Raw genomic sequence first — 19,551 nt, 5'->3', positions numbered from 1 at the left:
CGCAGTCTAGCGGTTTTCCGGGTTGATCGGGGCGGGCTTGGGCGTCTGCTTGCCTTGTTCCGCCAGTTGCTCCAGCACCTGGGCGCAGCGCGGGCACAGGCAGGCCTTGTTCCGCAGCTCGGCGGGCAGGGCCTGGAGCACCGCAGGGTCGATGGTCACGGCATAGCACCAGCAGGCTTGCGTGGCGCTGCGTGGGTCGGCCAGGGCGCACTGGTTGAGGGCGCCGCAGGCGGGGCAATGCTGGGGGTCATTCATGTTCGGTTCCGGGAGTTTCACTGCAGACGCGGTTGCGCCCGGCCTGCTTGGCACGATAAAGCGCACGGTCGGCGCGGCTGAGCAGGGCATGCAGGGTGTCGCCTGGCTGCAGGCTGCTCAGGCCGATGCTGGTGGTCAGGCGCAGGGGTTGGTCGTCGTAGCTGAAGGTCAACTGCTCGGTGCGCCGGCGGATCTTCTGCGCAACGTCGATGGCTTGCCGGCCTTGGGTTTCGCGCAGCAGCACGATGAATTCCTCGCCGCCCCAGCGGCACAGTATATCCGACTGGCGCAGGCTGCCCTGCAGCACATTGGCGAACTGGCGCAGCACTTCGTCGCCGGCCAGGTGGCCGTGGGTGTCGTTGAGGACCTTGAAGTGGTCCAGGTCGATCAGCAATGCCACCAGTGGCGCGCAATCGCGCTGGGCCTGTTGCAGCGCTTGCGCCGCCAGCAGGTCGAAGCTGCGCCGGTTGGGCAGGCCGGTGAGGCTGTCGAGGGTGGCCAGCGCCTCGGTGCTGGCCTGGTGGCGCCTGAGCATGGCATGCAACAACGACAACACCACCAGGGTGATCATGGCGCAGATGGCCAGGTTCAGGTAAAGCGAATGGCGGATGCGGTCGAGGGTGCCGGTTTCGCGCTTGTCCACCAGTAGGTACCAGCCAAGTTCCGGCAGCTGGCGCACATTGAGGAAATGGCTGTGGCCGGTGCTGTCGCGGTATTCGTGGCTGCCCTCGCCGGGCACCGCTTGCTCTGCCAGCAGCTCGGCCAGGTCGGCGTTGCCCTGCAGCGCCTGGCCCACCCGCAGGCCATGCGGCCCACCGTCGGAGCCGGTGAGCAGGACCTTGCCCTGGGCGTCGGTGAAGAACACCGAGCGCTGGTAGCGCCGCTGGTAGTTGTCGATCAGCTTGACCACCGCATCCACGCTCAGGCCGACCCCGGCCGCGCCGATGAAGCGGTGCTGGTAGTCCAGTACCCGGTAGTTGATGAACACCGTCAGGCTGTCCTGGTTGGCCATGTCCAGGTCGACGTTGATTTCATACGGCGCGTTGAGTTCGCGCAAACGAAAGTACCAGGCATCACGCCAGGTGCCGGGCTCGACCCGTTTGAGCACGCCCTTGGCCTGGTAGTAGGTGAGGCTGCGGTCGGAGACGACGAACGAGGTGACGGTGGCCTGCTTGGCCATCACCTCGCCCAGGTAGCGGGTGATGCGCAGCGGGTCTTGCTCGCCGGCCAGCAGCCAGTCGCGCAGGAAGGTGTCCTGGGCCATCATCGAGGCGATCAGCACCGGGCGGATCAGGTCCTTCTGGATTTCCGAATAGACCGTGTCGGAGGTCAGCGGCAGCTCGGTATTGACGATGCCATCGCGGATCGCGCTGCGCGAGGCGAAGTAGCTGAGCAGCGAAGTGGCGAGAAAGCCGCAGGCCAGCAGCATCAGCAGGGCGAAAATCAGCGAGCGCTGTGAGAACAGGGCAGTGCGTGAAGGCATGATCGTCCCGTGATGTGTGCCGAGGCGCTCATTCTAGTGATATGACCGGAAAAAGACTGCAGCTTTTTTGGGGTTATCGGAGCTGTATCCAATTGTTGCAGAAATGGCACTGCACCTTGGCGCAACGGTCTTATTCAATGTCGATGAACGCTTTTCGATCGACGCTCGCCAGCGCCGCTGTTCGGGCACCCCTGCGGTCCAGGAGGCCGCCATGTCCTATCGAATATTGCTGATTGCCGTGTTGGCCCTTTTGACCAGCGCCTGTGCGCCCTATTACGGGAGTGGCAGCTATTACCGTTCGGATTACTACACCACCGATCGCTACGTGGTGCCGGGCTACTACCGGTATGACCGTTACTATGTAGCGCCGCAGCCGCGCTACTACTACCAGCCCGCGCCGCGTTACTACCACCCGGCGCCGGTGCCGCAATACCGGCCCTATCCGCAGCCGGGCATGAACCAGTGGCATGGCAACCCGCGCTATGACTATAGCAATCGCCAGCGGGATGACTATGGCCGGGATCGTGACCGCAACGACTACCGAAATGGTAGCCAGCGTTATCAGAATGACCACTCGCACTCCAACGGTTGGGGCAATCGTGATCATCAGCCCGATGGCGGGCGCAACTGGCAGAGGTGATGCCCAGAGGGGCCGCGCTGCGGCCCATTCGCGGGGCAAGCCCGCTCCCACAGGTACTCCACTGTCATCTCGGCGAGTGCTGAACCTGTGGGAGCGGGCTTGCCCCGCGAATGGGCTGCAGAGCAGCCCCATCAGGCCAGGTCAGCCAACGGATGGCGCCCCTCCCATACCTTCACGAAGTGCGCCTCAACCACCGCCGCCGGCACCTGCGCCACATCCGGCCAGTGCCAGCGGGGCTGGTTGTCCTTGTCCAGCAGGCGCGCGCGCACGCCTTCGCTGAATTCCGGATGACGGCAGCAATTGAGGCTCATGCCGTACTCCATCTGGAACACCTGCGCCAGTGACAGGTGCCGGGCCCGGCGGATCTGCTCCCACACCAGGTGCGCAGTCAACGGGCAGCCCTCGTGCAGGCGGTTACCCGCTTCGGCCAGCAGCGGGTCGCTGTGGTGCTTCAGGCCTTGCAGGGCATGCCATGCAGCGGCGGGGTCGGCAACATCGAGCAATTGGTCGATCACCTGGCGCCGGGGCAGCCATTGCGCCTGGGGCAGTTGCTCGCAGGCGCGGTGCTGCTCGGCCTTGAGCAGGCTGTTGAGCTGCAGCTCGGTCTGTTCCTGCCAGTTCAGCTGCAGCAGCTCATCGATCAATTCCTCCTGCTGGTGCTCGCCGAAGAAGCGGTCGGCAAGGCCCAGGTCGAGAGCATCGCGCGCATTGATCGGTGCGCCGGTCAGGCCCAGGAACAGCCCCAGCTTGCCCGGCAGCCGGGCGAGGAACCAGCTCGCACCGACGTCGGGGTACAGGCCAATGCTGATCTCCGGCATCGCCAGGCGGCTGCTGGGCGTGACGATCCGCACGTTGGCGCCCTGCAGCAGCCCCATGCCGCCACCCAGCACATGCCCGTGGCCCCAGCACAGCAGGGGTTTGGGGTAGGTGTGCAGCAGGTAGTCGAGGCGATATTCGGCCGCAAAGAAGGTGGCGGCCAGCGGTGGCACGCTGCCTGGGTGGTCGCGGCAGGCCTGGGCCAGCGCCCGCACATCGCCCCCGGCGCAGAACGCCTTGGCGCCGTTGCCGCGCAGCAGCACGCAGACCACGCCCGGGTCGCGGGCCCATTCGTGCAGCTGTTCGCCGAGCACTTCGATCATCGGCAGGTTGAGGGCGTTGAGCGCCTTGGGCGCATCCAGGGTGGCAACGCCGATGCGGGCGCCATCGACGCCGGTGAGTACCTCGCAATGAATGGACATGGACTACCTCGCACAGGTCATCACCCTAGTATGGCCTGCGTGGCCGATCATGCCGGTCGGCGGTCGGATCGATTGACAAGGGCGGGTGGCTTACCTAGTGTCGCGCCCATTGTTTACGGATGGCCCCATGACTGACGACGATCGCATCAAACTCGAACCCGGTTGGAAGGCTGCACTGCGCGCCGAGTTCGACCAGCCCTACATGCACCAGCTGCGCGAATTCCTGCGCCAGGAATATGCGGCCGGCAAGGAGATCTACCCGCCGGGGCCGATGATCTTCAATGCGCTCAACTCCACGCCACTGGAGCAGGTGAAGGTGGTGATCCTCGGCCAGGACCCGTACCACGGCCCGGGCCAGGCCCACGGCCTGTGCTTCTCGGTGCAGCCGGGCGTGCCGACGCCGCCGTCGCTGGTGAACATCTACAAAGAGCTGCAGCGTGACCTGAACATCCCCATCGCCAGCCACGGCTACCTGCAGAGCTGGGCCGAGCAAGGGGTGTTGCTGCTCAACACGACCATGACCGTCGAGCGCGCCAATGCGGCTTCGCATGCCAAGAAAGGCTGGGAGTTCTTTACCGACCGGGTCATCCAGGTAGTCAGCGAGCAGTGCCCGAACGTGGTGTTCCTGCTGTGGGGCGCCCATGCCCAGAGCAAGCAGAAGCTGATCGATGGCACCAAGCACCTGGTGCTGAAATCGGTGCACCCGTCGCCGTTGTCGGCCTACCGCGGGTTCCTGGGGTGTGGGCACTTCAGCCGCACCAATGGTTTTCTCGAGCAGCGTGGGTTGGCGCCGATCAACTGGGTGTTGCCGCCGCTGTAGCGGTGGGCCCATCGCCGGCAAGCCGGCTCCCACAGGTCATGTGAGAGCCGGCTTGCCGGCGATGAAAGCGCCTCCCTCTACTGCGGGTCGGCATTCCACAGCCTGAACAACGGCTCCGCCAGAAACAGCACGAACAGCAAGCGCATCACCTGCAGCGCCGTCACCAGTGGCACCGACAACTGCAAGGTCTCCGCCGTCAGGCTCATTTCGGCAATCCCCCCGGGCATCATGCCCAAGGTCAGCGAGCGCAAGTCCAGCGCCGTCATCAGGCTCAAACCCCAGGCCGCAGCGCCGGCAATCAGCATGCACAACCCCGTGGCCACCAGTGTGCGCCCCAGAAACGACGGCGCCCGGCGGAAGAACGCGCGGTTGAAGTGGCAGGCCAGGCCGCTGCCGATCAGCCATTGGCCGACCTGGCTGGCGCCATTGGGCAGGGCGATCTGCAGGTTGGCCGCCAGGCTCAGCGTCGCCGCCACCAGCAACGGCCCGAACAGCCAGGGGTTGGGCTGGCGCAAGCGCTGCCAGAGGAAGCCGACCGCCACCCCCAGTGGCACGATCAACGCCAGCCAGCCCCAACTGACACTGCCGGCGTGATTGAGTGCCACGCCATCCCCAATCAGCAACTTGAACAGCGCCGGCACGCACAGCACCACCGCCAGCACGCGCAAGCTCTGCGCCGCCGCCACCTGGCTGAGCACCGCGCCGTTGCGCGCCCCCAGGTTGACCATCTCCCCCGACCCGCCAGGCATGCTGGCGAAAAACGCCGTGGCGCGGTCTTCACCGGTGCGCCGCAGCAGCCACACGCCAACCCCGCTGGACACCGTGGTGAACAGCGCGGCAAAGAAGATCAGCAGGAAATGGCTGGCCACCTGCTCGATCACCGCCGGGGTGAAGTGCAGGCCAATGCCCAGGCCGATGATGCACTGGCCGCATTTGCGGCCATGGGGGATTTCCGACAACTGCCAGGGCGTCAGGCAGCGCACCAGGATGATCGCCAGCAACGAGCCGACCATCCACGGCAAAGGCCAGCCGACCTTGCTGGCGAGATACCCGCCCGCAAGGCCGACCAGCCCGGTCGCAACGAACAGCGGCAGCGACCGATCAGGCATCGGCCATGGCCCGGCGCTGCAGGCTGCGTTTGCGCCAGATGCGCAGCAGCGGCAGGCCAAGCATGCACACCACCAGCACCCACACGCCCATGCTGATCGGGCTCGACCAGAGGATGCCCAGCTCGCCGTTGGAGATCGACAGCGCCCGGCGCAGGTTCTGCTCCATCAGGCCGCCGAGGATGAAGCCGAGCAGGATCGGCGACAGGGGGAAGTCCAGCTTGCGCAGGATGTAGCCCATGATGCCGATGCCGACCATCAGGAACAGGTCGAAGGTGGTGGCATGCACGGCGTACACACCGATCGCGGTGATGATCGCGATCACCGGCACCAGGGCCCAGTTCGGCACGGCCAGGATGCGGGTGAAGATGCGGATCATCGGGATGTTCAGGATCACCAGCATGATGTTGGCGATGAACAGCGAAGCGATCAGGCCCCAGACGATGTCCGGCTGCTGTTCGAACAGCAGCGGGCCGGGGGTGATGTTGTACAGGGTCAGCGCGCCGATCATCACCGCCGTGGTGCCCGAGCCTGGTACGCCCAGGGTCAGCATCGGCACCAGGGCGCCGCAGCAGGAGGCACCGATGGCGGTTTCCGGCGCGGCCAGGCCGCGGGCGTCGCCCTTGCCGAACTTGCCGCTTTCGCCGGCGATGCGTTTCTCGGTCATGTAGGCAACGGCACTGGCCAGGGTAGCGCCGGCCCCCGGCAGCACGCCCATGATGAAGCCGAGCAGGCCGCAGCGCAGGTTGACCACGAACACCGAGGCCGCTTCCTTGAAGTTGAACAGCATGCGCCCGGTGGCCTTGACCGCCTGGTGGCCATGGTGGGTCTTCTCCAGCAGCAGGAGGATTTCGCTGATGGAGAACAGGCCCAGTACCAGCACCACGAACTGGATGCCATCGGCCAGGTGCACGCTGTCACCGGTGAAGCGGTACACGCCGCTGTTGGCATCGATGCCGACCGCCGAGAGGAACAGGCCGATCAAGGCGGCAATGAAGGTCTTCAGCGGCTTGTCCCCAGCCATGCCGCCGAGCGCGACGATGGCGAACACCATCAGCACGAAGTACTCCGCCGGGCCGAAGGCGATCGCCCATTTCGCCAGCAGCGGGGCGAACAGCACCATGCCGCAGGTGGCGATGAAGGCGCCGATGAACGAACTCCACGCCGACAGCGACAGGGCCACGCCGGCCAGGCCGTTGCGCGCCATCGGGTAGCCGTCGAGGGTGGTCATCACGGTCGAGGCTTCGCCGGGGATGTTCAGCAGGATCGAGCTGATCCGCCCGCCGTACTCACAACCCAGGTACACCGCAGCCAGCAGGATCAGCGCCGATTCGGGCGGCAGGCCGAGGGCGAAGGCGATCGGGATCAGCAAGGCCACGCCGTTGATCGGGCCCAGGCCCGGCAGCAGGCCGACCACGGTGCCGATCAGCGTGCCCGACAGGGCGGTGACCAGGTTGTACGGGCTCAGGGCGACGCCGAAGCCCTGGCCCAGGTAGCTCAAGGTATCCATGTGTCAGTTCTCCAGTACGCTCAGCAGGCCAAGGGGCAGGGGCACATCCATCACGCGGTCGAACAGCCAGTAGAGGAACAGGCTCATGCCCACCACCACGATGGCGCTGTGCAGCCAGCGGCCACCGTACAGGCGGGCCATGGGGATGCCGACCAGGATGGCGCTGAGGATGAAGCCCAGGGCTTCGAAGGTGGCGGCGAAGACGATCAGCAGGCCGACGCAGAAACCGATCTTGGTCAGGGTTTCGCGGTCCAGCGCCGGCTCGTCGTCCTTGCGCACGATCGGCGTCGGGCGGATGGCCAGGTACAGCAGGCCCAGGCCGATCAGGCCGAGCATCAGCAGCGGGTAGGCGCGCGGGCCCACCGGTTCATAGGAAAACGCGGCCTGGTAGGGCCAGGCCATCACGGCCAGGGCGGCGCAGATCGCCAGCAGGGCCAGGGCGAAGATACGTTGCAGGATCATCGGGGAATCCTCGTGGGGGCAGGTAGAGGCTGTGCTGGCCTCATCGCCGGCAAGCCGGCTCCCACAGAGGGAGCACCGCTGTACCTGTGGGAGCTGGCTTGCCAGCGATGAGGCCAGTACCGGCCATCCGGGCTTACTGGATCAGGCCGAATTCCTTGGCCAGCGCCTTGTAGTCGGCTACCTGCTTCTTCACATAGCCGTCCAGCTCTTCACCGGTCATGGCGAACGGGAACAGCTCGCGCTGGTCACGCAGCTGGGCGAAGTCCTCGGAGGCGAGCATCTTGTCGAACGACTGCTTCCACCAGGCGTAGTCTTCGTCGCTGACCTTCGGCCCCAGGTAGAAGCCGCGCACCACCGGCCAGACGATGTCGTAGCCCTGCTCCTTGGCGGTGGGGATGTTCTTCATTTCCGGCTCGTCCAGGCGGTTTTCCGAGAACACCGCGAGGATGCGCATGTTGCCGCTCTGGATATGCGGCATGGAGTCGGAAATGTCGGTGGAGCCTACCTGGATGTGGCCACCGAGCAGCGCGGTGGCAATTTCGCCGCCGCCTTCCAGGGCCACGTAGCGCAGGTCGCGCGGGTTGATGCCGGCGGCCTTGGCGATCAGTGCGGTCTGCATCCAGTCCTGGCTGCCGACGGTACCGCCGGAGCCGATCACCACCTTGCTCGGGTCCTTCTTCAGCGCCGCGACCAGGTCGTCGAGGGTCTTGTAGGGCGAATCGCTTTTCACCGCGATGGCGCCATAGCTGGTGCCGACCGCTGCCAGCCACTTCACCGCGTTCTCATCGAAGCGGCCGAACTTGCCCTGGGCCAGGTTCAGCAGCGAGCCGCTGGACCAGGCCACCAGGGTGCCGGCATCGGCCGGGCGCTGGGCGACCACGGCGTTGTAGGCCACGGCGCCGACACCACCTGGCATGTAGGTCACGCGCATCGGCTTGCTGAGGATCTTTTCCTGCACCAGGGCGCTCTGCACCAGCTTGCAAGTCAGGTCGAAACCGCCGCCGGGCGAGGCCGGGGCGATGCATTCGGGGCGTTTCGGTTCAGCGGCCAGGGCATTGCCGGCCAACAGCAGGCAACCGGTAGCCAGAACGAGGTGGCGCAGTGAAAAGGTCATCGTCTATCTCCGTGAGCATTGTTGTTATGGGTTACCGCTACTGGCTTACCAAAGGGCCACGCTGTAGCTCACCAACAGCCGCACTTCGTCGGCATCGCGGGCGAAGTTGGAGCGGAAGGTGGCGTTGCGCAGGCGCACGGCGACGTCTTTCAACGGGCCGCTTTGTACCACGTACTTGAACTCGGTGTTGCGCTCCCACTCCTTGCCCTCGCCACCGGCGGCGCGGCTGACGTTGTCACCGCTGAGGTAGCGGGTCATGAAGGTCAGGCCGGGGATGCCCAGGGCGGCGAAGTTGTAGTCGTAGCGCGCCTGCCAGGAGCGCTCGTCGGCGCCGGCGAAGTCGTTGATCTGGACGAAGTTGACCAGGTAGGGGTCGGCACCGTCGACGTAGGGGAAGGCGCTGTCGCCCGACAGCTGCTGCCAGGCGGCGCTGACCTTGTGCCCGCCCAGGCTGTAGCTGAGCATGCCGTTGAAGGTGGTGTTGTCGATGCGCCCGGCCTTGGCGGCGCCGGCGTCGTCGCTGAGCGCCAGGCGCAAGTCGGCGCCGAAGGTGCCCGGGCCCCAGGGCTGGGTGGCGAGCAGGCCGATGAAGTGCTGGCGGTAGATGTCGTCGAGCTGGGCGAAGTGGTAGCTGCCGGTGATGCGGTCGGTGAACTTGTAGTCCAGGCCGGCCAGGTCGAGGTTGTCGGCCGTGAAGGTGCCACCGAAGCGCCCGTTCTTGTTGTTGAGCGCCAGGTCTTCCCAGTTGGTGTCGTTGCGGTCCTTGGCCTTGTCCAGGCGCCCGCCGGTGAAGGTCAGGCCCTTGATTTCCTGGGAGGTGAGCAGGCCACCTTCGAAGGTTTGCGGCAGGATGCGGCCGTCGTTGGGCTGCAGGGTCGGCAGTTCAGGGATGAGGGTGCCGATCTTCAGTTCGGTCTTGGACACCTTCACCTTGCCGGTCAGGCCGAGCTTGGAGTATTCGTCGGCGGCCTTGCCGTCATCGTGGGTCGGCAGCAGGCCGGTGTCGGTGCGGTCGGGGCTGGAATCGAGCTTGATGCCCATCATCCCCAGCGCATCCAGGCCGAAACCGACCGGGCCTTCGGTGTAGCCGGACTCGAAGTTGAGCATGAAACCCTGGGCCCATTCGTCACGCTTGGATTGCTGCGCGCTGGTGCCGTCGCGGAAGTCGCGGTTGAAGTACATGTTGCGGGTTTCGAAGGTCGCCGTGCTGTCTTCGAAGAAGGCGGCCTGGCTCATTGGGGCGACACCGGCGAGGGCCAGGGCACTGGCGATGGCCGAGGGGCGTGCGGACAGGGAACGGGCAGGTGCGAATGCCTGCGGCTGCGATGACAGCATCGGGATGGCTCCGTTTATTGTTCTTATTCGTTGCACCTTGCTGGTGCTTTTTTCGGCGCATGGGGCGACCGTGGTGCGATGCTAGGCAACCAACCTTTCGCTAACCTTTCAGCGCGAAAGGTTTGTCACAAAGGGCTTCACAGGCCGGGCGACAGCGGTACACTCCGCGCCACCGCCCCACCCGAGCAGGGAGAATCCGATGCGTGTGCTGCTGGTCGAAGACCACCTGCAACTGGCCGAAAGCGTGGCCCAGGCCCTGAAAAGCCATGGCCTGACCGTGGATGTATTGCACGATGGCGTGGCCGCCGACCTGGCCTTGGCCAGCGAGGAATACGCCGTTGCCGTGCTCGACGTGGGCTTGCCGCGCATGGACGGTTTCGAGGTGCTGGCGCGCCTGCGCAGCCGGGGCAAAACCCTGCCGGTGCTGATGCTGACCGCGCGCAGCGATGTGAAGGACCGCGTGCACGGCCTGAACCTTGGCGCCGACGACTACCTGGCCAAACCCTTCGAACTCACCGAGCTGGAGGCGCGGGTCAAGGCACTGCTGCGCCGAAGCGTGCTCGGTGGCGAGCGCCAGCAGCGTTGCGGGCCGCTGGTGTATGACCTGGACACCCGCCGCTTTACCCTGGGTGAAGACAACCTGACCCTGACCTCGCGCGAGCAGAGTGTGCTGGAGGCGCTGATCGCCCGCCCGGGCCGGGTGATGAGCAAGGAGCAACTGGCCGCCCAGGTGTTCGGCCTGGATGAGGAAGCCAGCCCCGATGCCATCGAAATCTACATCCACCGGCTGCGCAAGAAACTCGATGGCCAGCCGGTGGCCATCGTCACCTTCCGTGGCCTGGGTTACCTGCTCGAGCATCGCGATGCGTGACAACGGCAGCCTGCGCGGGCGGCTCCTGGGCAACCTGGCGTTGTTGCTGGTGGTGCTGATGCTGGCCAGTGGCCTTAGCGCCTACTGGAATGGCCGCGAAGCTGCCGACACCGCCTATGACCGCACCTTGCTGGCCTCGGCCAGGACCATTGCCGCCGGGCTGTCCCAGCGTGACGGCACCCTGAGCGCGGATGTGCCCTACGTGGCGCTCGACACCTTCGCCTACGACAGCGCCGGGCGCATCTACTACCAGGTGCTGGACATCAACCAGAAGCTGATCTCGGGCTACGAGAAGCTGCCGCCGCCGCCCCCCGGCACCCCGCGCACCGACGACTACCCAGCGCTGGCGCGTTTCTACGACGCCTCCTACCTGGGCCAGGATGTACGCGTGGTCAGCCTGCTCAAGGCGGTGAGCGAGCCGAACATGAACGGCATGGCGGAAATCCGCGTGGCCGAGACCGAAGAGGCGCGGGTGCGCATGGCCCGCGGGCTGATGGCCGACACCTTGCTGCGCCTGGGCTTGCTGGCGCTGGGAGCGCTGGTGATGGTGTGGTTTGCCGTGAGCGCCGCGCTGCGGCCCCTGGAGCGCCTGCGCACGGCGGTGGAAGAGCGCCAGCCGGACGACCTGCGGGCGCTGCCGGTGGTGCAGGTGCAGCGCGAACTCGGGCCACTGGTGCATGCCCTGAACCACTTCACCGAGCGCTTGCGCGGGCAGTTCGAGCGCCAGGCGCAGTTCATCGCCGAGGCCGCCCACGAATTGCGCACGCCGCTGGCCGCGCTCAAGGCGCGGGTCGAACTGGGCCTGCGCTCACAGCAGCCCGAGCAGTGGCGCCAGACCCTGGAATCGGCCGCCCAGGGTACCGATCGCCTGACGCACCTGGCCAACCAGTTGCTGTCGCTGGCGCGCGTGGAAAACGGCGCCCGGGCGATTGCCGAAGGCGGCGCGCAGCGCCTGGACCTGAGCCAGCTGGCGCGCGAGCTGGGCATGGCCATGGCGCCACTGGCGCATAACCGCGGCGTGGCATTGGCGCTGGAAGCCGAGGCGCCGGTGTGGCTCAAGGGCGAACCGACCTTGCTCAACGAGTTGCTGAGCAACCTGGTGGACAATGCCCTGGCGCATACCCCGGCGGGCGGCAACGTGATCCTGCGGGTGCTGGCGCCGGCGGTGCTGGAGGTCGAGGACGATGGGCCAGGGATTCCCGAGGATGAGCGCGAGCGGGTGTTCGAGCGCTTCTATCGGCGCGGAGCCCAGGGCAGTGGCCTGGGGTTGGCCATCGTCGGCGAGATCTGCCGGGCGCACCTGGCGCAGATCAGCCTGCATGATGGCGAGCAGGGTGGACTGAAGGTGCGGGTGAGTTTCATCGCCGATTAGACCCCTTCGCGGGCAAGCCCGCTCCCACAGGAGATGAGATTGGATTGAACCTGTGGGAGCGGGCTTGCCCCGCGAAGGGGCCAGAGCGGTCATCCGCTGATCAGCGCAACATGCTCCGCGCTTCGAGCAGCTCGGCGATTTCCAGCTCGGTGCCATACGGCAAGCCCAGGTGACGATAGGCCGGCAGCGCCGCCAGCGGCCGGCTGCGCGCGCGCTGGCTCAGGCAGCGGGCAATCTGCACCACGTCGATGTAGTCGACCTTGTCGGTGCTGCGGTCCAGGTACTGGACCTGGCTCGGCAGGTTGACCAGCTGCTCGGGAAACTCCCAGGAAGACAGGATCTTGTCACCCAGCACCGGCTGGATCTGCTCGATCACATAGTGCAGGCAGACCGGGTCGGAAAGCAGCTCGTTGTGCTCTTCGGCATAGATCAGCACCGGCAGCGCGCCAATCTGGTGGACCAACCCGCCCAGGGTCGCCTGGTCGGGTTTGAGCTGGGTGTAGCGCCGGCACAGTTCATAGCTGATGCCTGCAACTTCCAGGCTGTTGGCCCAGATATCGCGAAGTTTCTGCTCTACAGCCGAAGACCGGGCATGGAAGATCTGCTCGATCACCAGGCCGATGGCCAGGTTGCAGCTGTAGTTGATACCCAGGCGGGTGATGGCGGTGTGCAGGTCGGTGACCTCGACCGCCGCACGCAGCAGCGGGCTGTTGACCACCTTGATCAGGCGTGCCGAAAGGGCCGCGTCGCGGCCGATCACCTTGCTCAGCGCAGCAACGCTGATTTCCGTGTCTTCGGCGGCCTCGCGGATGCTCAGGGCGACTTCCGGCAAGGTCGGCAGGACCAGGTCATCGTTGTCGATGGCAGCGAGCAACTGTGCTTGAACCGTCTCGGCCAGCTTGTTCATGAACTTCTCTACCGCAGTGGTGGCGTGCTGGTCAGCGCTGGATTTCCCGGTCGCGGTCCAGTTCGTAAGGCAGGCTCAACAGCGCCAGGCGCGGCCCTTGCAGGCTGCCCAGGTGCAAGTTGTCATCTTCCACTGCATCGGCGCTCAGCACTGCCAGCAGCTCGCAGCCCTGGCCCGTGCTGGCCGCAAGCACCACTTCGCCAACCGAGGAGCCGTGGGTGGGCGAGAAGATTTCCGCGCCCGGCGCTGGGGCCTGCTGCTCGGCCAGAGCCAGGCGATACTGGCGACGCTTGAGCTTGCCCAGGTACTGCATGCGCGCGACGATTTCCTGGCCGGTGTAGCAGCCTTTCTTGAAGCTGACGCCGTCGACCGCCTGCAGGTTGATCATCTGCGGGATGAACAGCTCGCGGGTCGGGCCCATGACCTGGCCGATACCGGCGCGGATCTGCCCCAGCAACCAGTCGTTGAGGCTGCCTTCAGGCAAGGTGGTGGCCAATGTTTCGCGCACGCGGGCGGCGTTGTCGGCCGGTACCCACAGCTCGACACGGCCGGCGGAGGCGGTGATGGCGATCAGGCCGTCATGGCGCACGGTGGCGCCGGCGCTGGCCGGCACGCTCAAACCCAGGGCTTGCAGCGCGGCATCGCCTTGCTGCAGGCCGAAGCGCACCCAGGCCGCGCTTTCGTCGCTGAGCGTGGCTTTGGAAAACACCGCGTATTTCTTCAGGTCGGCCAGTTGCGCCTCGAGCAGGTCGCTGGCCATCGCCAGCAGGTAGCCATTGCCCTCGGGAAGGATGCGAAAGCTCGACTGCATCCGCCCCTTGACCATGCAGCGGGCGCCGAGGCCGGCGTGTTCGAGGCTCAGGTAGTTGATGTTGCAGGTCAGCTGGCCCTGCAGGAACTTGCCGGCGTCGGAGCCGCGGACGGCGAGGATGCCCTCGTGGGACAGGGGGCTGAAGAAAGCGGAATCGGCCATGGGTCATCGCGGTGGCTAAAGTCTGGCGGCCATCATAGAACGCCGGTAACAAAATAGGTAGGTGACTAGACCAACGCCCGGTGTCGCGCGCGGTTTGGCGCGGTATACTGCGCGACCATTCGAGGAGGGCCCCATGGTCGAACAAACTGAACTCAACCGGCTTTTCTGGCACAGCCGCCGCGGCATGCTGGAACTGGACGTGCTGCTGGTGCCATTCACCCAGGAAGTCTACCCGACCCTCAGCGAAGCCGACCGCGAGCTCTACGTTCGCCTGTTGAGCTGCGAGGACCAGGACATGTTCGGCTGGTTCATGGAGCGTACCGAGTCCGAAGACCCGGAGCTGCAGCGCATGGTCCGCATCATCCTGGACCGTGTCCAGCCCAAGTGAATCCTTCGAGTGCCGTTGGCAGGGCTCGCGCCTGCTGCTGACGGCCTACCTGGCCTGCCAGGTGTTGGCGCAGATGGCCTTGTGGCCGAGTGCGCTGCCCTGGTGGTGCTGCCTTGCCGTTCTGGCTGCCTGTATCGCCCACGCTTGCTGGGCCATTCCCCGACGAATCCTATTGAACGATAGCCGCGCCATCACCGGTGTGCGCCGAGACGCGCTTGGCTGGCGGGTGTTCAGCCGTGCGCAAGGGTGGCAGCCGGTGCGCTTGTGTCGAGACAGCGTGGCGCTGCCGGGGCTGGTGGTGTTGCGGTTCGTCAGGGCAGGGCGGTGGTTTGGCCAGAGCCAGTGCGTGCCTCGCGATGCGCTGGCGGCCGATCAGCATCGCCGGCTGCGGGTCAGGCTCAAGTTCAGTCGGCGCAGGTGGGCAGAGGCATTGGGGCAATGAACAGGCTGTGAGCCGTTCCATCGCCGGCAAGCCGGCTCCCACAGGAACAGTGCAGGCCAAGATCCCTGTGGGAGCCGGCTTGCCGGCGATGGAAGCACCGCGGACTTTCAGACCGGGCTAAGGATGGTGTCCTTGGCCTCGGGCAGCATCCCCGGGTAATCCAGGGTGTAGTGCAGCCCACGGCTTTCCTTGCGCTGCATCGCCGAGCGGATCATCAGCTCCGCCACCTGGGCCAGGTTGCGCAGTTCGATCAGGTCGCGGCTGACCTTGTAGTTGCTGTAGAACTCGTCGATCTCGTCGAGCAGCAGGCGCACGCGGTGTTCGGCGCGTTGCAGGCGCTTGCTGGTGCGCACGATGCCCACGTAGTCCCACATGAAGCGGCGCAACTCGTCCCAGTTGTGCGCGATGATCACGTCTTCGTCCGAGTCGGTCACCTGGCTGGCATCCCAGCCGGGCAGGGCGCTGGGCATCTTGATCTGCGCCAGGTGCGCCTGGATGTCCGCAGCGGCCGCGCGGCCATAGACGAAGCATTCGAGCAGCGAGTTGCTGGCCATGCGGTTGGCGCCGTGCAGGCCGGTGCAGCTGGTTTCGCCGATGGCGTACAGGCCGGGCACGTCGGTGTGCCCGCGATCGTCGACCACCACCCCGCCGCAGGTGTAGTGGGCCGCTGGCACCACTGGGATCGGCTGGCGGGTGATGTCGATGCCGAAGGTCAGGCAGCGCTCGTAGACGGTGGGGAAGTGGCTCTTGATGAATTCGGCCGGCTTGTGGGTGATGTCCAGGTAGACGCAGTCTACGCCCAGGCGCTTCATCTCGTGGTCGATGGCGCGGGCGACGATATCGCGTGGGGCCAGCTCCTCGCGCGGGTCGAAGCTCGGCATGAAGCGCTCGCCATTGGGCAGGCGCAACAGGGCGCCTTCGCCACGCAGGGCTTCGGTGATCAGGAAACTCTTGGCCTGCGGGTGATACAGGCAAGTCGGGTGGAACTGGTTGAATTCCAGGTTCGCAACCCGACAACCGGCGCGCCAGGCCATGGCGATGCCGTCGCCACAGGCGCCGTCGGGGTTGCTGGTATAGAGGTAGACCTTGGCCGCGCCGCCGGTCGCCAGCACGGTGAAGCGGGCGCCAAAGGTGTCTACCTCACCGCTGTTGCGGTTCAGCACGTAAGCCCCCAGGCAGCGGTCGCCGGCCTGGCCCAGCCGTCGTTCGGTGATCAGGTCCACCGCCACGCGCTGTTCGAGCAGCTCGATGTTCGGACGCTGGCGCGCCTGGGCCAGCAGCGTGGTGAAGATGGCCGCGCCGGTGGCATCGGCGGCATGGATGATGCGCCGATGGCTGTGGCCGCCTTCGCGGGTCAGGTGGAACTCGAAACCGCCGTCGTCGACGCTGGAATGCTCGTCACGGGTGAACGGCACGCCTTGTTCGATCAGCCACTCGATGGCTTCGCGGCTGTGCTCGACGGTGAAGCGCACCGCGGCTTCGTCGCACAGGCCGCCGCCGGCATTGAGCGTGTCCTCGACATGGGACTGCACGGTGTCGGTATCGTCCAGCACCGCGGCGACGCCGCCCTGGGCCCAGAAAGTCGAACCGTTGGCCAGGTCTCCCTTGCTCAGCACGGCGATGCGCAAATGGCCAGGAAGGTTAAGTGCCAAGCTGAGACCGGCGGCGCCGCTGCCGATCACCAGGACATCATGTTGGAATTGTTGGCTCATGTCGGGACACTAGTAATCTTGGAAAGGGGCGCGGCACAATAGTCACGCGCAGATGGCATTGTGAAACTATCGTGAACGCAGGCCGGGCTGCCTTTATAGCAGCCTGCGGTAGACAATTTCCATGCCACCTGCGACGTTACGGCGATCTTCGGGGGAACTTTCCTGTACGCCTGGAAATCCTATGAAGGCTGCCCGTGCGCCAGAATTTCGCGCGGCGACGCGTGGCGGCAGCTCTATCCGGGCTGACACCTGCGTATCCGAAACCTGATTATCGACGCAGCCGGCCGTGCCCGCGCCGCGTCTTCCGTGCGAGCCGACCAAGGGCCGCAGGAAACTTGCTTGGAGGAGAGAACTTTTGCGAAAAGCCCGAGTCTATGTTTGCAAGCCTGAACGATGGCTTTTGCAACGCTCCTTCAAGTTCACTGAGGAGTGTTCATGCTAACCCAGGAAGAGGATCAGCAGCTTGTCGAGCGCGTGCAGCGCGGCGACAGGCGAGCGTTCGATCTGTTGGTGCTGAAGTATCAGCACAAGATTCTCGGGTTGATCGTGCGGTTCGTTCACGATACCCACGAAGCCCAGGATGTGGCGCAGGAAGCCTTTATCAAGGCCTACCGTGCGCTTGGCAATTTCCGCGGAGACAGTGCGTTTTACACCTGGCTGTACCGCATCGCCATCAACACGGCGAAGAATTACCTGGTGTCCCGTGGAAGACGGCCTCCAGACAGTGATGTGAGCTCCGAGGATGCGGAGTTTTACGACGGCGATCATGGTCTCAAGGATCTCGAGTCCCCAGAGCGCTCGTTGTTGCGGGATGAAATCGAAGGCACTGTCCATCGCACCATCCAGCAACTGCCCGAAGATCTGCGCACGGCATTGACCCTGCGTGAATTCGACGGGTTGAGTTACGAAGACATTGCCAGTGTCATGCAATGTCCGGTGGGTACCGTGCGCTCTCGAATCTTCCGCGCTCGGGAGGCCATAGATAAAGCCCTGCAGCCGTTGTTGCAGGAAACCTGAGACAGCGGCGACAGCCAAGAGAGGAACCGCCATGAGTCGTGAAGCTTTGCAGGAATCGCTGTCCGCGGTGATGGATAACGAAGCGGACGAACTGGAATTGCGTCGGGTGCTGAATGCCGTCGACGATGCCGAAACCCGTGCCACCTGGTCGCGTTACCAGGTAGCCCGCGCAGCGATGCACAAGGAGCTGCTGCTGCCCAAGCTGGATATCGCCTCGGCGGTGTCTGCCGCACTGGCTGACGAAGCCGTGCCAGCCAAGGTCAAGCAAGGCCCTTGGCGCAGCATCGGCCGCCTGGCCGTTGCAGCGTCGGTGACCGTTGCGGTGCTGGCGGGTGTGCGCATGTACAACCAGGACGAAATCACCGGTGCCGAGCTGGCTTCTTCCCAGCAGCCTGCGCAACAAGGCCTGAGCATGCCACAAACTCAGGGCCCGGCCGTTCTGGCAGGCTATAGTGAGAGCAGTGAGCAACCGACCGGGCCAATGGCCAACGGTGTGCTGCAGAACCAGGCCGGCTGGGATCAGCGTCTGCCAGGCTACCTGCGCCAGCATGCCCAGGAATCTGCGCTCAAGGGCACTGAAACCGCATTGCCTTATGCTCGCGCTGCCAGCCTGGAAAACCGCTAAGTAAGGAGGATCATGCGCGCGCTACCTCTTCTGTCGCTGCTGATAGGCAGCTGCGTGATGGTGCCAGCGTTGGCGGCCAACTCTTCGCCCGAGGCGAACGAATGGTTGAACAAGCTGGCACAGGCCGAGCAAAAACAGAGTTACCAGGGCTCCTTCGTCTACGAGCGTAACGGCAGCTTCTCTTCCCACGATATCTGGCACCGGGTTCAGGACGGCAAGGTCAGCGAGCGGCTGCTGCAGCTCGATGGCGCCGCCCAGGAAATCGTGCGCGTGGATGGCAAGGTGCAGTGCGTCAGTGGCGCCCTGGTCAGCGGCGTAGGTACGCCGCCTGATGCGGGTACGCGAGTGCTCGATCCTCTCAAGCTCATGAGCTGGTACGACCTGCGTCTTGCAGGCAAGGCGCGCGTCGCCGGGCGCGATGCCGTGATCGTCACCCTGACCCCGCGGGACCAGCACCGCTACGCCTTCGAGTTGCACCTGGATCGCCAGACAGGCCTGCCCCTGCGTTCATTGATGCTCAATGACAAGGGGCAGTTGCTCGAGCGCTTCCAGATGACCCGCCTGGAAACCGACAACCCGCCCACTGACCAGGACCTGCACCCGAGCGCGGCGTGCAAGCCGGTAGAGCATGTGGCCAGCACCAAGACCGATGCGGTGGCCGGCTGGCGTTCGGATTGGCTCCCCGACGGCTTCGAGCTCATCAACAGCACCGTTCGCCGCGACCCGGCGCGCGACAGCACCATCAGCAGCCTGATGTACGACGATGGCCTGGCCCGTTTTTCGGTGTTCCTGGAGCCTGTGAAGGACGATTCCGGCGCCGATGTACGTACTCAGCTCGGCCCGACCGTGGCGGTATCGCGCCGTTTGAATACGCCCAAGGGCAAGGTGATGGTGACCGTTGTCGGCGAGATTCCACTGGGTACCGCAGAGCGCATCGCGCTGTCGATGCGGCCCCAGGATGCTCAGGCGCGCCAGTGATGGCGCGTTTTTTCTGGTCGTGCCAAACCATGCGATGCTGCGGCTGAAATGAAATTAAAGCATTGTCATTTGCAATCCATCGGCAAATTTCCTATAGGTCAGGCTTCTTGGAGCCTGGCCTTTCCTGCTTCTGCAGGGGCCTTACGCTAACTACGCTCGTTGTGACGGGAGCCGTATGTCAATACCACGCTTGAAATCCTACCTAACGATGTTCGCCGCCGTGCTGATGCTCGGCCAGGTGCTCAGCGCCCAGGCCGAAGAAGCCCTGCCGGACTTCACCACCCTGGTCGAGCAGGCCTCGCC

Annotated in this window: 20 protein-coding genes; 9 read left to right on the top strand and 11 right to left on the bottom strand. The window is 65.2% G+C overall.

What is annotated here, in order from left to right; all coding sequences use genetic code 11:
* Window positions 1–6: 6 nt before the first annotated feature.
* Window positions 7–255 (bottom strand): cysteine-rich CWC family protein, encoded by a 249-nt coding sequence (locus tag B3E94_RS13455; protein ID WP_286913876.1) that lies wholly within the window; start codon window positions 253–255, stop codon window positions 7–9.
* On the bottom strand, window positions 248–1,738 hold the full coding sequence (locus tag B3E94_RS13450; RefSeq protein ID WP_236235178.1) for a sensor domain-containing diguanylate cyclase: 1,491 nt from the start codon (window positions 1,736–1,738) through the stop codon (window positions 248–250). The genes B3E94_RS13455 and B3E94_RS13450 overlap by 8 nt, the downstream gene beginning before the upstream one ends.
* Before the next feature lie 211 nt (window positions 1,739–1,949).
* Between B3E94_RS13450 and B3E94_RS13445 the strand changes: the two genes are divergently transcribed.
* Complete coding sequence (locus B3E94_RS13445; protein WP_286913875.1) at window positions 1,950–2,378, top strand: hypothetical protein; 429 nt, start codon at window positions 1,950–1,952, stop codon at window positions 2,376–2,378.
* A 131-nt stretch (window positions 2,379–2,509) separates the two neighbouring features.
* Here the strand turns inward: B3E94_RS13445 and B3E94_RS13440 are convergent, their stop codons facing one another.
* The gene (locus B3E94_RS13440) at window positions 2,510–3,616 is read right to left on the bottom strand and encodes an enoyl-CoA hydratase/isomerase family protein (protein WP_286913874.1); all 1,107 of its coding nucleotides are present in this window, start codon (window positions 3,614–3,616) and stop codon (window positions 2,510–2,512) included.
* Between the two features lie 127 nt (window positions 3,617–3,743).
* Here B3E94_RS13440 and ung point away from each other — a divergent pair, with 127 nt between their 5' ends.
* A complete protein-coding gene (gene ung / locus B3E94_RS13435; RefSeq protein WP_176511002.1) occupies window positions 3,744–4,436 on the top strand; it encodes a uracil-DNA glycosylase in 693 nt (230 codons plus the stop codon).
* A 77-nt stretch (window positions 4,437–4,513) separates the two neighbouring features.
* On the opposite strand, the gene B3E94_RS13430 is transcribed toward ung, so the two are convergent.
* The 5 genes from B3E94_RS13430 to B3E94_RS13410 form a co-directional block, all read right to left on the bottom strand.
* A complete protein-coding gene (locus B3E94_RS13430) occupies window positions 4,514–5,545 on the bottom strand; it encodes an AbrB family transcriptional regulator (protein WP_176511003.1) in 1,032 nt (343 codons plus the stop codon).
* Window positions 5,538–7,052, bottom strand: a complete 1,515-nt coding sequence (locus B3E94_RS13425; RefSeq protein ID WP_176511004.1) for a tripartite tricarboxylate transporter permease — start codon at window positions 7,050–7,052, stop codon at window positions 5,538–5,540. Before B3E94_RS13425 ends, B3E94_RS13430 begins: the two co-directional genes overlap by 8 nt.
* 3 nt (window positions 7,053–7,055) lie before the next feature.
* Window positions 7,056–7,514, bottom strand: a complete 459-nt coding sequence (locus B3E94_RS13420; RefSeq protein WP_286913873.1) for a tripartite tricarboxylate transporter TctB family protein — start codon at window positions 7,512–7,514, stop codon at window positions 7,056–7,058.
* A gap of 133 nt (window positions 7,515–7,647) precedes the next feature.
* Window positions 7,648–8,628, bottom strand: coding sequence for a Bug family tripartite tricarboxylate transporter substrate binding protein (locus B3E94_RS13415; protein ID WP_176511006.1), 981 nt, complete (start codon window positions 8,626–8,628; stop codon window positions 7,648–7,650).
* 45 nt (window positions 8,629–8,673) lie between these two features.
* Window positions 8,674–9,963 carry an OprD family porin gene (locus B3E94_RS13410; RefSeq protein WP_286913871.1) on the bottom strand — a complete coding sequence of 430 codons (1,290 nt, stop codon included), beginning with the start codon at window positions 9,961–9,963 and terminating at the stop codon, window positions 8,674–8,676.
* Window positions 9,964–10,162: 199 nt separating this feature from the next.
* Between B3E94_RS13410 and B3E94_RS13405 the strand changes: the two genes are divergently transcribed.
* Together B3E94_RS13405 and B3E94_RS13400 are read left to right on the top strand one after the other, a co-directional pair.
* Window positions 10,163–10,834 (top strand): response regulator, encoded by a 672-nt coding sequence (locus B3E94_RS13405; protein WP_176511008.1) that lies wholly within the window; start codon window positions 10,163–10,165, stop codon window positions 10,832–10,834.
* The gene (locus B3E94_RS13400; protein ID WP_176511009.1) at window positions 10,827–12,206 is read left to right on the top strand and encodes a sensor histidine kinase; all 1,380 of its coding nucleotides are present in this window, start codon (window positions 10,827–10,829) and stop codon (window positions 12,204–12,206) included. The genes B3E94_RS13405 and B3E94_RS13400 overlap by 8 nt, the downstream gene beginning before the upstream one ends.
* Window positions 12,207–12,306: 100 nt before the next feature.
* Here B3E94_RS13400 and B3E94_RS13395 read toward each other — a convergent pair whose 3' ends face one another.
* A complete protein-coding gene (locus B3E94_RS13395; protein ID WP_286913869.1) occupies window positions 12,307–13,113 on the bottom strand; it encodes an HDOD domain-containing protein in 807 nt (268 codons plus the stop codon).
* A 31-nt stretch (window positions 13,114–13,144) separates the two neighbouring features.
* Window positions 13,145–14,086: a YgfZ/GcvT domain-containing protein gene (locus B3E94_RS13390; protein WP_286913868.1), complete on the bottom strand. Its 942-nt coding sequence runs from the start codon at window positions 14,084–14,086 to the stop codon at window positions 13,145–13,147.
* Between the two features lie 133 nt (window positions 14,087–14,219).
* Between B3E94_RS13390 and B3E94_RS13385 the strand changes: the two genes are divergently transcribed.
* A complete protein-coding gene (locus tag B3E94_RS13385) occupies window positions 14,220–14,474 on the top strand; it encodes a succinate dehydrogenase assembly factor 2 (RefSeq protein WP_008094993.1) in 255 nt (84 codons plus the stop codon).
* Window positions 14,458–14,916 (top strand): protein YgfX, encoded by a 459-nt coding sequence (locus B3E94_RS13380; protein WP_286913867.1) that lies wholly within the window; start codon window positions 14,458–14,460, stop codon window positions 14,914–14,916. The genes B3E94_RS13385 and B3E94_RS13380 overlap by 17 nt, the downstream gene beginning before the upstream one ends.
* A gap of 107 nt (window positions 14,917–15,023) precedes the next feature.
* Here B3E94_RS13380 and nadB read toward each other — a convergent pair whose 3' ends face one another.
* Complete coding sequence (nadB, locus tag B3E94_RS13375; protein WP_286913866.1) at window positions 15,024–16,628, bottom strand: L-aspartate oxidase; 1,605 nt, start codon at window positions 16,626–16,628, stop codon at window positions 15,024–15,026.
* Between the two features lie 435 nt (window positions 16,629–17,063).
* Between nadB and rpoE the strand changes: the two genes are divergently transcribed.
* Genes rpoE through B3E94_RS13360 form a run of 3 tightly spaced genes read left to right on the top strand, consistent with a single transcriptional unit; the run spans window position 17,064 to window position 19,248 of the window.
* Window positions 17,064–17,645, top strand: coding sequence for an RNA polymerase sigma factor RpoE (gene rpoE, locus B3E94_RS13370; protein ID WP_003252049.1), 582 nt, complete (start codon window positions 17,064–17,066; stop codon window positions 17,643–17,645).
* A gap of 31 nt (window positions 17,646–17,676) precedes the next feature.
* Entirely contained in the window at window positions 17,677–18,270 is a 594-nt protein-coding gene (locus B3E94_RS13365) for a sigma-E factor negative regulatory protein (protein WP_176511014.1), read from the top strand.
* 12 nt (window positions 18,271–18,282) lie between these two features.
* Complete coding sequence (locus B3E94_RS13360) at window positions 18,283–19,248, top strand: MucB/RseB C-terminal domain-containing protein (RefSeq protein WP_286913865.1); 966 nt, start codon at window positions 18,283–18,285, stop codon at window positions 19,246–19,248.
* Window positions 19,249–19,551: the final 303 nt, after the last annotated feature.

Source organism: Pseudomonas sp. UBA6315, assembly GCF_002438125.1.
GTDB lineage: Bacteria > Pseudomonadota > Gammaproteobacteria > Pseudomonadales > Pseudomonadaceae > Aquipseudomonas > Aquipseudomonas faucium.
This window is presented reverse-complemented; position numbering and strand designations above follow the sequence as displayed.

Bases quoted from the DNA above. Each gene is read 5' to 3' on its own strand.
- B3E94_RS13420 (WP_286913873.1), bottom strand. From the start codon at position 7,514: ATGATCCTGCAACGTATCTTCGCCCTGGCCCTGCTGGCGATCTGCGCC.
- B3E94_RS13405 (WP_176511008.1), top strand. From the start codon at position 10,163: ATGCGTGTGCTGCTGGTCGAAGACCACCTGCAACTGGCCGAAAGCGTG.
- B3E94_RS13450 (WP_236235178.1), bottom strand. From the start codon at position 1,738: ATGCCTTCACGCACTGCCCTGTTCTCACAGCGCTCGCTGATTTTCGCC.
- B3E94_RS13440 (WP_286913874.1), bottom strand. From the start codon at position 3,616: ATGTCCATTCATTGCGAGGTACTCACCGGCGTCGATGGCGCCCGCATC.
- B3E94_RS13365 (WP_176511014.1), top strand. From the start codon at position 17,677: ATGAGTCGTGAAGCTTTGCAGGAATCGCTGTCCGCGGTGATGGATAAC.
- B3E94_RS13360 (WP_286913865.1), top strand. From the start codon at position 18,283: ATGCGCGCGCTACCTCTTCTGTCGCTGCTGATAGGCAGCTGCGTGATG.
- B3E94_RS13455 (WP_286913876.1), bottom strand. From the start codon at position 255: ATGAATGACCCCCAGCATTGCCCCGCCTGCGGCGCCCTCAACCAGTGC.
- B3E94_RS13445 (WP_286913875.1), top strand. From the start codon at position 1,950: ATGTCCTATCGAATATTGCTGATTGCCGTGTTGGCCCTTTTGACCAGC.
- ung (WP_176511002.1), top strand. From the start codon at position 3,744: ATGACTGACGACGATCGCATCAAACTCGAACCCGGTTGGAAGGCTGCA.
- B3E94_RS13415 (WP_176511006.1), bottom strand. From the start codon at position 8,628: ATGACCTTTTCACTGCGCCACCTCGTTCTGGCTACCGGTTGCCTGCTG.
- B3E94_RS13425 (WP_176511004.1), bottom strand. From the start codon at position 7,052: ATGGATACCTTGAGCTACCTGGGCCAGGGCTTCGGCGTCGCCCTGAGC.
- B3E94_RS13395 (WP_286913869.1), bottom strand. From the start codon at position 13,113: ATGAACAAGCTGGCCGAGACGGTTCAAGCACAGTTGCTCGCTGCCATC.
- rpoE (WP_003252049.1), top strand. From the start codon at position 17,064: ATGCTAACCCAGGAAGAGGATCAGCAGCTTGTCGAGCGCGTGCAGCGC.
- B3E94_RS13390 (WP_286913868.1), bottom strand. From the start codon at position 14,086: ATGGCCGATTCCGCTTTCTTCAGCCCCCTGTCCCACGAGGGCATCCTC.
- B3E94_RS13385 (WP_008094993.1), top strand. From the start codon at position 14,220: ATGGTCGAACAAACTGAACTCAACCGGCTTTTCTGGCACAGCCGCCGC.
- nadB (WP_286913866.1), bottom strand. From the start codon at position 16,628: ATGAGCCAACAATTCCAACATGATGTCCTGGTGATCGGCAGCGGCGCC.
- B3E94_RS13410 (WP_286913871.1), bottom strand. From the start codon at position 9,963: ATGCTGTCATCGCAGCCGCAGGCATTCGCACCTGCCCGTTCCCTGTCC.
- B3E94_RS13400 (WP_176511009.1), top strand. From the start codon at position 10,827: ATGCGTGACAACGGCAGCCTGCGCGGGCGGCTCCTGGGCAACCTGGCG.
- B3E94_RS13430 (WP_176511003.1), bottom strand. From the start codon at position 5,545: ATGCCTGATCGGTCGCTGCCGCTGTTCGTTGCGACCGGGCTGGTCGGC.